The sequence below is a fragment of the Exiguobacterium sp. s35 genome (assembly GCF_018617535.1).
Lineage (GTDB): Bacteria > Bacillota > Bacilli > Exiguobacteriales > Exiguobacteriaceae > Exiguobacterium > Exiguobacterium aestuarii.
Genome location: NZ_JACSKI010000002.1, coordinates 141,974 through 153,254, shown reverse-complemented (window position 1 = coordinate 153,254; position 11,281 = coordinate 141,974). Strand labels below are relative to the sequence as shown.

Annotated in this window: 11 protein-coding genes; 5 read left to right on the top strand and 6 right to left on the bottom strand. The window is 48.4% G+C overall.

All coding sequences use genetic code 11. From position 1 onward, the window contains the following. Positions 1-167 precede the first annotated feature (167 nt). Positions 168-605, top strand: a complete 438-nt coding sequence (locus tag KNO75_RS11185; RefSeq protein WP_214821917.1) for a hypothetical protein — start codon at positions 168-170, stop codon at positions 603-605. Between the two features lie 113 nt (positions 606-718). Here the strand turns inward: KNO75_RS11185 and KNO75_RS11180 are convergent, their stop codons facing one another. The 3 genes from KNO75_RS11180 to KNO75_RS11170 are packed head-to-tail and all read right to left on the bottom strand — an operon-like array spanning position 719 to position 3,365. Next, positions 719-1,459, bottom strand: coding sequence for an AAA family ATPase (locus KNO75_RS11180; RefSeq protein WP_214822021.1), 741 nt, complete (start codon positions 1,457-1,459; stop codon positions 719-721). Further along, positions 1,450-2,718 carry a sensor histidine kinase gene (locus KNO75_RS11175; protein ID WP_214821920.1) on the bottom strand — a complete coding sequence of 423 codons (1,269 nt, stop codon included), beginning with the start codon at positions 2,716-2,718 and terminating at the stop codon, positions 1,450-1,452. The genes KNO75_RS11180 and KNO75_RS11175 overlap by 10 nt, the downstream gene beginning before the upstream one ends. Next, the gene (locus KNO75_RS11170) at positions 2,715-3,365 is read right to left on the bottom strand and encodes a response regulator transcription factor (protein ID WP_214821923.1); all 651 of its coding nucleotides are present in this window, start codon (positions 3,363-3,365) and stop codon (positions 2,715-2,717) included. The genes KNO75_RS11175 and KNO75_RS11170 overlap by 4 nt, the downstream gene beginning before the upstream one ends. A gap of 144 nt (positions 3,366-3,509) precedes the next feature. On the opposite strand from KNO75_RS11170, the gene KNO75_RS11165 reads away from it, so the two are divergent. Beyond that, positions 3,510-4,082, top strand: a complete 573-nt coding sequence (locus tag KNO75_RS11165; protein ID WP_214821926.1) for a hypothetical protein — start codon at positions 3,510-3,512, stop codon at positions 4,080-4,082. Between the two features lie 35 nt (positions 4,083-4,117). Here the strand turns inward: KNO75_RS11165 and KNO75_RS11160 are convergent, their stop codons facing one another. Then, positions 4,118-4,825: a hypothetical protein gene (locus KNO75_RS11160; RefSeq protein WP_214818025.1), complete on the bottom strand. Its 708-nt coding sequence runs from the start codon at positions 4,823-4,825 to the stop codon at positions 4,118-4,120. 63 nt (positions 4,826-4,888) lie between these two features. Further along, complete coding sequence (locus KNO75_RS11155) at positions 4,889-6,805, bottom strand: endonuclease MutS2 (protein ID WP_214821929.1); 1,917 nt, start codon at positions 6,803-6,805, stop codon at positions 4,889-4,891. Between the two features lie 457 nt (positions 6,806-7,262). Between KNO75_RS11155 and KNO75_RS11150 the strand changes: the two genes are divergently transcribed. The 3 genes from KNO75_RS11150 to nagE are packed head-to-tail and all read left to right on the top strand — an operon-like array spanning position 7,263 to position 10,107. Continuing rightward, positions 7,263-7,751: a PTS sugar transporter subunit IIA gene (locus tag KNO75_RS11150; RefSeq protein ID WP_214790158.1), complete on the top strand. Its 489-nt coding sequence runs from the start codon at positions 7,263-7,265 to the stop codon at positions 7,749-7,751. Between the two features lie 20 nt (positions 7,752-7,771). Beyond that, positions 7,772-8,620 carry a PRD domain-containing protein gene (locus KNO75_RS11145; RefSeq protein WP_251126171.1) on the top strand — a complete coding sequence of 283 codons (849 nt, stop codon included), beginning with the start codon at positions 7,772-7,774 and terminating at the stop codon, positions 8,618-8,620. After that, positions 8,617-10,107 carry an N-acetylglucosamine-specific PTS transporter subunit IIBC gene (gene nagE / locus KNO75_RS11140; protein WP_214695709.1) on the top strand — a complete coding sequence of 497 codons (1,491 nt, stop codon included), beginning with the start codon at positions 8,617-8,619 and terminating at the stop codon, positions 10,105-10,107. Before KNO75_RS11145 ends, nagE begins: the two co-directional genes overlap by 4 nt. Before the next feature lie 285 nt (positions 10,108-10,392). Here nagE and htpX read toward each other — a convergent pair whose 3' ends face one another. Then, positions 10,393-11,280 carry a zinc metalloprotease HtpX gene (gene htpX, locus KNO75_RS11135; protein ID WP_214818181.1) on the bottom strand — a complete coding sequence of 296 codons (888 nt, stop codon included), beginning with the start codon at positions 11,278-11,280 and terminating at the stop codon, positions 10,393-10,395. Position 11,281: the final 1 nt, after the last annotated feature.

Here is an 11,281-nt window from a genome sequence, read left to right as displayed (position 1 = left end):
CCAGTATAACCCAAATAATCTGAACAGATGATAGACGCTCCGGTTGAAGCGGTCTCTTCATGCATCACTCACGATTATTTTTTTCTGAAGGTTGAGTGAGATTCGTTTACTTTAGCGTGGTAACGTGGAATGATAATGATAACAACTCTTTAAAGTGAGGTGACGGCGTGTCTACCACCGAGTACGAACAAGCGACATCTATTTTGCACCACCTCTTTACCGCCTCCTCCTTCGTCGGAATCGATTTTGGTTCTGGCCCTAATCATCATCTCCTCTATTTTAGCCGCCAAGGACTGGAATCATGGATCTCAATCGAGGGACCTTGGCATGTCCATGCCACACAAGACACATTTGACGAAGGCGAACAACTCGAACAACTCATGCGACTCCGTCGTGAACGCATCCATCGCGTACGACTCGGAGACGAGCATCCGCATCTCGAACTTCAATTCGAATCCGGTTCTCTACTATTCATCAACGGATACCAAGAACACTTTGAGTGCTGGCAAGCAGGAGACGCGAGACCACTTGGTGGAGACGCCTATCTGTTGGTCGCGATGCCACAAGGGGAGCTCGCAATCTTTGCGGATGGAGACGACGAATGAGCACATGGATGGAAATTATTATGTATATGTTGATTGCTGGGGGCATTAGTCTCGCGATCATCTTATTGCGAAAGATTACGAAAGCATGAAAAAAGCGGCCGAGGCCGCTTTTTTCAGTCAAACAAGATTCTTTGCATGCGCTCTGGCGCCTCTAAATAGTCACGCATAACCCGTACATGCTCCAAATCGTCAAACGCCGTCGGGGATAGCCCTGTCTCTACTTGCAAAATGACCGCGCCTGGATATGACATCAAGATGGGTGAGTGACTCGCGATGATGAATTGACTTCCGGATTGTACAAGTTCATGCATACGCGCGAGCATGGTCAGTTGCCGCATCGGTGACAATGCGGCTTCTGGCTCATCCAAAATATAGAGCCCTCTTTCTCGGAATCGATGCAACATGAGGGAAAGGAACGCTTCCCCGTGCGACTGTTCATGAAGGGAACGTCCGCCGTATGACTCATAAAACCGTTCAGGATCACGCCCTGATTTCGCCATCTCATCCACATAACTCGATAGCTGGTATGCTGTCTCGGCTCGTAAGAAAAAACCATCCTTCGGTCGATACGGACCGCGAATCGGGCGCAGCGCTTCATACAAAGAACTATGTGTCGACTCTGTTTCAAATTGGAAGGACGGTGCTCCGCCTTCTGGGTTGAAGCCCGCCGCTACAGCCATCCCTTCGATTAAAGTCGATTTTCCACTCCCGTTCTCTCCGACGAGAAACGTGACCGGATGATGAAACGTCAGTTCATCGAGGGTCTGAAAGATTGGTAGCGAGTATGGATATCCTGTCGAACGAATGCGTTCTCTCTCTAACCGTATCCCACGTAAAAATAATGTCATGTCCATTCGACCCAAAATGTCGCCCCCTTATGTGAATCGACCCCGTACGAGAATCCTTGCGCTTCAAGTAAGAGCTTCGTGATGGCGAGACCTAAGCCATGACCATTTGAACGATCACCCTTCACGTACATATCCCAAATCGAATGCCCGATGGAAGGGTCAATCCCGTCCCCTTCGTCTGTCACGGACAGTCGATGCGGTGTCAGTTTGATGGTAATCCTTCCGCCAGTAGGGCTCGCCTCATACGCATTTCTGATGAAGTTCGAGAGTACCCGTTCCATTGCGAGTCGATCAGCTTGAATCGATACCGGTTCGAGTTGTAAATCAAGCGTCACATCTTTTTTTCGGAACCACTCGGACATGCGTGACGTCAATCGACGAATCAAGTCGTCTAGTTGTAGCGACTCCATTTCGAGCGGAATCGTACCGGTGGACAACTTTGAATATTCGAGCATCTGATTGACGAGTCGATCGATACGATCTACTTCCTCGGTAATACTTTTCCCGGTCGTAGAAACCTCTGACGCCTTCACGACACCCAGCTCCAACATTTCTGCCTCGTTTCGAACGATGGCGAGCGGTGTACGCACATCATGCGTCACACCGGAGATAAATGATTTTTGGAGTGCTTCTTTTTCTTGAAGTGATTCATTCATTTGACCAATTGTAACGGTCAAATCTCCAATCTCATCGTTCGTCACATTCGGAAGTGTAATGTCGTGTCGCCCTTCCATAATCGAGGTAGTCGCCTGTTTTAATTCCACAAGCGGTTGCGTGAGTCGGCGACTCATCCAAAACGTAACACCGATGGCAACCAACAGTGCCAGAATAAATCCGCCCGCTAAGATGAGATAGATTTGTTGGAACTGTGGATTTGAAAACGGCACCGGGCTGTACGTCACGATTTGGACGTCCCCTTCTTCTTGTAAGTACGTCAAGAAACGGGTCCCATTCACACTCACTTCGTCTTGAACTGCTAAATCATTCGGATCGAGGGTAATCGGCATCATGCGGTGCATCCGACCACCCCGCTCTAGCTCGATGCGTTGCCCGTCTTGAAATAAAAGTACGTCTAATTGACCTGGAATCCCGCGTCCTTCCTGAATGGCTTCATATACAATCGCCGCCTCGCGCTCCAATTGTGCATACGTCTCATCTTCTGCGAAACGTCCGATCAATAAGGATGTGAGTCCGAAGGTCAAAATCGCCATCACAGCAAGCGGTAGGATAGCCGTCCATAATAGTTTCTTCATCAGACGGTTCATGACAGTCCCTCTAATCGATAACCGACCCGGTGAACGGTCTTCAGCTGTTCTTTTAATGTCGGTGATTTGTCACGTAATTGCTTGATATGGGTATCGACCGTACGAGTATCTCCGACAAACGTATAATCCCATACATCGTCGAGCAGGCGGTTCCGATCTAACGCCTCCCCGACGTGCTTCCATAAGTACAAAAGCAATTCATACTCTTTGTTCGTCAGTCGGAGCGGTTGCCCGTTCTCTTGTACCATCCTCGACTTGATGTCGATGGTGAGTGCGCCGAATTGAATCACATCAGTCTGTTTCACGAGACGTTTCAAACGAATCTCCAACTCTTTCAAGACGATCGGTTTGACTAAGTAATCGTCCGCCCCGAGTTCCAATCCAAATACACGGTCATCCGCCTCACCACGTGCGGTCGTCAAGATGATGGCGGGCGATGGCTGTTGCGCTTTTAATGTCGGGATCAAGGTCCAACCTTCCCCGTCAGGCAAACGAACATCTAATAACACCGCATCAAATCGTTGATGTAGCTGTCGCTTCGCCTCACTGAGAGTCGTCGCCACGGTCACATCAAAACCTGCATACGTTAAAAAACGAGACATGCCGTCCGCCAGTTTTTGTTCATCTTCCACAACGAGTACGTTCATCTCATATCGCCTCCACACCCATTATATCGCACACATCGAATGTCCCACCGTTTCCCAAAGACAATTTGCAGAAATCTTGCAACTCCCTCACAACTTTCCTCACCTTCAGATCTACACTTGGAGTATCAAAAGGAGGAGATACACATGAAATCAACGAAACTTGCAATCGCCTTGGCCGGTCTATTAGCCGTCTCGGGCACTGGCGTATATGCCGCGACGAATGACACGACGACAGACGAATCGACAACGACAGCATCCACCCAATGTGAACGCGGCGAGCGAGGTCCTGGTATGTTCGGTGATCGGGAAGCAGGTCATGCCGCTCTCATCGAAGCGCTTGGTTTAACGGAAGAAGAAGTGGAAGCGGCACGTGAAAACGGACAGTCACTTCCTGAACTCGCGGAGGAAAAAGGCATTTCGATTGAAGCATTCATCGATGCCATCATGACATCGCATGAAGAAAAACTGGCGACCGCTGTGGAGGAAGGAAACTTGACGCAAGAAGAAGCTGATCAAATCCTTGCGGATCACGAAGAGCGTTTTGCTGATGTGACAAGTTATGATGACTTAGAAGATGCTCGCGGTATGCGCGGCGGACGAGAAGGTGGTCGCCATGGCCACCGTCACGGCCCACATCATAACGAAGCCTCTTCTTCAGATGACGCTGCTTCAACAGAGAGCGACAGCAACATAGAGAATCAAAGTTCAAGCTTATAAGTCAAAAGGCAGCCACGACGCACGTGGCTGCCTTTTCATATGACGAGTAATAACAACGCATAACCTAATAGTCCAACTAAAAACGCACCAAAACTACTCTCACGTTCAGCAGGCAATTCTTCTTTCATGACGTTCAAGATGACGCCACCTGCTAAAAAGGCGACAACGATGGACAAGCCAAGTTCATTCACTTCTGCAAATGTACCAACTGCCCACCCTATGAGTACAGCAAGCGCCAAGAAGATGCGCCCTTGTCGATCATAAAGTTGCTGGTGATGCTGACGCAATCCTTGATCGACCGTGACAAAGTGTATGCCGAGCGCTACAAAATAGAGGAACATCGTGCCATTTGACTGAAATTCACTTTCTGCGAGCACATACCCGATGCTAAACGTATAAAGCGTGAATGAACCAATATGAATCCAAAATACATATGGTTTTTGTTTGCGCTTATTGGCTGTCGCGAATCGCTCGAGCCCATAAAAGACAGCCAGTCCTAACATACTGATGATCAAGATATGGTTCTCGAGGGAAGCGAAGACGTTATTTCCAATCTCTCCTTCGAGTTCACGTTGATATTCATTTAACTCTGGTAACAGATGAAGGAATACATAAGCAACGGCAATCCCACCAGCCACTGATAAAAAACGGCTCCTCGGCACTTCACGCACATGAATGAGCTTTCCTGAAAAAAAGTGAATCACTGCAAAGCCGAGTGCAAACCAAAAACTTAACTCGAACACATAAGCCCCTCCCACATTAAGACTTCTCTCTATGTGCTCTTACCCTTTCGCTTTACGCTACATTCATTTCCGGTTAGATTGCTCTTGTTTCTTTCTTTCCCGAATCTCTTTCTCCACTCGTCGTAACGCTTTTTTCGATCCTCGTGCAAAGTCGTGTGCTTCCTTACGCTCCTGATACGTCGTGAATAACGTATCCAAATCATAGTCAGCCGGATAGAGTTCTGTGGCACGCGCCTCTAGCCGGACACGACGACTCGGTAGCTCTACATAATCGTCATTCACGAACACCCGGACATGCCGACGCGATGCATCAAACGAATAGACAAGCCCGACTTGATTTGTCTCTAATAGACGGACACGGTCACCTTTTTCAAAGCGTTCCGCCTCTTCAAGCGGAACCACTTCCACTTCGCGTGCGATTTTAGCATCATCGACTTTCGTGGTGTCATAGGTTTTCTCGTTCATATAACGAGATGCCTGTTTCAAAATCGCTTCCGGTAACTTCATCTTCCGAGCGATAAACAAAGCATTGCTGTCGCCAGACTGCCCCATGAGCAGTCGGTATTTCGGTTCGAGCGTTTCCGGATCAAACTGCATCGCTGCGTTCATGAAATCCGGATGCGCTTCAGAATACGATTTGATTTCTCCATAATGCGTCGACGCCACAACGATTGATCCACGTTTATAAGCCGCTTCTAAAATGGCAATCGCCAGAGCGGCCCCTTCATTCGGTTCCGTCCCACTTCCAATCTCATCGAATAATAGCAGCGACCGTTTCCCAGCGGTTTGCATGATTTTTGCCACATTGTGCATATGCGCCGAGAACGTACTGAGTGCTGACTCCAAGTCCTGATTATCTCCGATATCGACGAACACCTCATCGAATGTGGAGATGACCGTATCGGTGTGTGCCGGGATATGCAGACCCGTCATCGTCATCAAACTGAGGAGTCCAATCGTTTTCAAGACGACCGTCTTTCCACCAGCATTCGGTCCAGTGATAATCAAGCCACGATAGTCTGTACCGATGGCAAAATCGAGTGCAACGGCACTTTCTAAGAGCGGATGACGCACTTGCTTCAATTGGATTCGACCGGTCGCATTCACATGCGGTGTCACGCCATCAATCGACTGACTGTACTTCCCTTTGGCGAAGACCATATCGTACTGCGCGATGACATCGAGTGTTGCCTCGATGTCAGAAAGGACTTCTGTCACCGCTCCGGTCAATGTGGCTAATACTTGATACACTTCTACCGCTTCTTCCGTGCGTTTAATGACGAGTTCTGCATTCAATTTCGAAATAGCCTCCGGTTCGATAAAGACCGTTGTCCCACGATTCGATGTGTCTACAATCGTACCCGCTACTTTATGCTTGTATGAAGCTTTGATTGGGATGGTGAAGCGATCCTGTTTTTTCGTGACGAATCCGTCTTGAATCATCTCGCGATTGGCGGCACTCTTCAAAAACTTGGCCAACCGCTCCTCGATTCGCCCTTCGAGAATGTCGACTTGTTTTCGGATCCGCTTCAACTCTTTCGACGCCTCATCGACGACTTGTCCAGCTCGAATCGCTTGCGTGATGTCTTCTTCTAGTGTCCGCCATTCGCCCATTCCAGCAGCATACGCGGACAGGAGCGGTGCAAAGAATTCATGTTCGAGCATGAATCGCTTCAGCTTACGTGCTCCTCGTAAAAACTCAGCGACCGCTTCAAGTTCTGTTGCTTCGAGTTGGATGCCTCGTTGTAGTTTTCCGATGATTGTTTCCATATCAGAAACCCCGATGAATGGGACGTGTGACGTCGCATCTAAAATCGCTCGTGCTTCAGACGTTTCCTGCAGACGCTTCTTCACCGTCGCAATATGGCTCGTCGGACGTTGTTGTTTGAGTAACCGTCGCCCGAATCCGCTGATGCAGAAGCGCTCTACTTTCGTCATTAATTCGTTGTATTGTAATTTTTCAAATGTTTGTTCGTTCATATGTCTCTCTCCTCAAATGTAGAATCGAGATACCGCGCAAACAAAAAAGCGTTGGTCGATGACGACCAACGCAAAAAGACAGACCGGTGTCTGGCAGTTTTTGATGGGCGGTATCTGTAACGGAACATGACGGCATGACAAAAAGACGTGTCATCCGACATTTTTCAGTTCGTTAGGCAGATACAACCTCACTCATCAACATGCAACACCTTTCTTCAATAGATTCGCCTTAACTATACAATAGATTCATCACCTTGTAAATTTTTAGAGAACGCTTTCAAAAAAAGACTTGTGTCTCAAATCAACACATGTTATGTTGTACGTGAAGAAACGAATAGCGATCACATGTGACTGATTCGATCAGGCATGGGGTAAGACGTACGGTGCATGCCACCCGTCTATACTCCATGCCTGTTTTGTTTTTCCGCGTTTTGTTTTAAGAAAGGATGTAGAAGATATGCTATGGAATAAGTTAATGAATCGACACAAACCGACACTACACTCGCCGATGGAAGGAGACGTCATTCCACTCGAACAAGTAGCCGATCCGGTCTTTAGCGAAAAAATGATGGGCGATGGCATCGCGATCACACCGACAGACGGAGCAGTCGTCTCACCAGCTGACGGAGAAATCGTACAAATCGCTCCGACAAAGCACGCCATCGGCATTCGGACCGAGGATGGTGCTGAGATTTTGATTCACGTTGGACTCGACACCGTCGAACTCGAAGGTCGACCATTCGATCTCCGTGTCGATGTGGGTGACCATGTGAAAACGGGGCAGCTGCTACTCACAGCGGACTTGGCACAAATCCATCAAGCCGGTAAAGACACCGTCACGCCGATGGTCGTGACGAATGGTGGAACGCTTGCCCATCACTATGCCTTCACATTTACGAAGGAAGCCGTCCCAGGTAAGACGGTCGTCGCCCGAGTGGAAGCGTGACTCCGGAACAAGGAGGACACATGATTAAGATCAAAAAGATTCTAAATAACAATGCGGTCATCGTCTCGGACGATGGAGAAGAAAAGATTGCGATTGGTCCTGGCGTCGCCTTTAAAAAGACGAGGAACGACATCGTGAATCCCCATAAAATCGAAAAGTTGTTCATCATGCCGGAAAATGACAAGTTCCAACAGTTGTTGAGCCGAATCCCGGTTGAACACTTCACTGTCTCCGAGGACATTATTTCATACGCAGAGAAACGTCTCGAGACATCGTTCAACGAGCACATCCACATCGTCTTGACCGATCATATCTCATTTGCGATCGAGCGGGAGATGGAAGGCATCTCACTACGAAACAAATTGTTGAACGAGATTAAGATTCTCTATCGGAATGAGTACGAGATTGGACTGTGGGCGATTGAACACATCGCTGACAAACTGAATGTTCAAATGCCGAAAGACGAAGCCGCGTTCATCGCGCTTCATATCCATACGATGAAAGTAAAAGGAGGTGATTTACGCAAGACGGTCAAACAGACAACGATTGTCCGCGACATGATTCAATCGATTTCACGACGACTCGATGTATCCATTGAAGAAGATGACTTATCCTACCAACGATTATTAACTCATTTACGGTTCGTCATGGATCGGGTCAACCATTACGATCATCATACGATTGATGAAGACATGCTCCGCATGATTCAGACGAAATTCACGTCTGCCTATGCGTGCGCATCTGATGTCGCAAAAGAAATGGAAGAGACATATGGCATCGTCTTGCCCGAGTCAGAACTTGGCTATATTACGCTCCACATTCAACGTCTACAAGATCAACACCACCAAAAAGGAGGAAATCAAAAATGATGAACTTTTTCCAACGTCTCGGACGTTCCCTCATGTTACCGGTTGCTGTACTTCCGGCAGCTGCGATTCTCATGGGGATTGGTTATTGGATTGACCCAGTCGGCTGGGGATCTGAAAACATTGCAGCCGCCTTCCTAATTAAAGCGGGTGCCGCGATTATCGATAACATTCCAATTCTTTTCGCAGTCGGGGTTGCCCTCGGTATGGCTAAAAACCGCGACGGTTCAGCTGCACTGAGTGGACTCGTTGCCTTTTTGACTGTCACGACGCTTCTCTCTGCTGGCACGGTCGCCTTGTTCCAAGGTGTCGACGTCGAAGCCGTCAACCCGGCGTTCGGCAAGATTGCCAACGCGTTTGTCGGGATTCTTTCAGGTCTCGTCGCCGCTTCGATGTATAATCGTTTCAGTCACGTTAAATTACCAGACGCCCTCGCGTTCTTTAGTGGGAAGCGTCTCGTTCCAATCATGACAGCCTTCTCGATGATCCTCGTATCGGTCGCGCTTTACTTCATCTGGCCGGTCGTTTATACAGGTCTCGTCGGATTCGGGGAATCGATTTCTAAGCTTGGCGCATTTGGTGCCGGACTTTATGGGTTCTTTAACCGTCTCTTGATTCCAACAGGTCTTCACCACGCCCTCAACTCAGTCTTCTGGTTCGACGTCGCTGGCATTAACGACATCGGAAACTTCTGGTCGGGTGAAGGTGAGAAAGGTGTAACTGGGATGTATCAAGCGGGTTACTTCCCAATCATGATGTTCGGTCTCCCAGCCGCAGCACTTGCGATGTACCACACAGCGAAGACAAAACGGAAGAAACAAGCGGCTTCTCTTCTTCTTGCAGCTGCATTCGCTTCATTCTTTACAGGTGTAACTGAACCACTCGAGTTCTCATTCATGTTCCTCGCACCGGTTCTTTACCTTGTACACGCAGTCCTTACAGGAATCTCGCTCTTTATCGCTGCAACGTTCCAATGGACAGCTGGTTTCGGGTTCAGTGCAGGATTGGTTGACTTCGTGTTAAGCTCACGCTTGCCACTTGCGAACCAACCGTACATGTTACTCGTTCAAGGTCTCGTCTTTGCAGTCATCTACTATGCAATCTTCCGCTTCATGATCGTGAAGCTCAACTTGGCAACACCAGGTCGTGAACCGGATGAAGTCGTTGATGCAGTCGCAAGTGAAACAACAGACGGCGAAACGAAAGTGGCGCCGGTCGCATCTGCCTCTGGCAACGAATTCTCAGCGATGGCGAACATGATCTATGATGGTCTCGGCGGTGACAGCAACGTCACAGGAATCGAATCTTGTATCACACGCCTACGCGTTGATGTCAAAGACATGGATACCGTTAACCAAGATCAAATCAAAAAAGCTGGTATTCCTGGCGTTAAAGTCGTCAGCCCGAATCATATCCAAGTCATCGTCGGTACAAACGTTCAGTTCGTTCTCGACGAGATTGAAAAAATCCGTAGCCACCGCGCAGGATAAACGTCGAAAGCCACCTCATTCAGGTGGCTTTTCTTGTTTTTGTGCATATTGTTTATAAAATTGAACGAAATAGTAGAGGAAAATCCATGGCAAAATATATTGCGTGAGCCACATGAAGACCTTAAGTACTGTATGCACAATATATGGTCCTAGCCCAAATAAAAATAATACGACTAGTAAAGCGACTCCTAAACCAATGTATATCTTTTTATCCAACTCACCCACCCCCTTATTTTCCCAGTTCAGTGTAACATAAAGAGCCTGCCGCAACTGGACAGGCTCTTCTTACATTTGACGAAGTCGGGAAATCCGCTCGACTGGATCAGGGTGCGTCGAGAACAAACCGCTCACTTTCTTCTTGAGTGGGTCGGAGAAGTAAAGTGGGGCCGAGGCACTCGACGCTTGCTCGACCGGTGTCTCGACGTTTGCAATCTTCTCAAGCGCTGAGGCGAGGGCATCCGGGTTACGGGTCAGTTCCGCTCCACTTGCATCTGCTAGAAACTCGCGATTACGTGAAATCGCCATATTGATCAGCATGGCGATGAGCGGGGCTAACACCAATAAGACAAGCCCGATGATGAGAAAGATTGGATTCTGGTTTTGATCGCGTCTCCCTCCACTGATGCTTCGGAAAAATAACATACGTGACCCGATGTCGCTCATGATGGCAATGACCGATACGAGTGCGAGCGTAACCGTCGAGAGACGCACATCATAGTTTTTAATATGTGCGACCTCATGCGCGATGACACCTTCTACTTCTTCGCGAGACAATCGTTCTAGTAGTCCCGTCGTGACGGCGACGGCCGCCTTTTCCGGCTTCAGTCCCGTCGCAAATGCGTTCGGTGACGAATCGTTGATGATAAAGATGCGTGGCATCGGTACTCTTGCGACCATCGCCATGTTTTCGACCGTATGCCATAAAAAACGATGCTCTTCGACCGAGGTCACCTCTTGCGCCCGATTCATCTTCATGACGATGTTCGTGCTCGACATGATGACGATGCCGACATAAAACAATGAGAAGATTGGTGTGAAAATCAACCCTGGGATTGCGTCCCCGTAGTTGACATAGGAGATGGCCGCCCCTACGAGAAGAACGAATAAGACGAACCCCGTGACGATGAAAACGGTCTTCACTTTATTCTTTCGAATCTGTTCATAGAGGAGCATA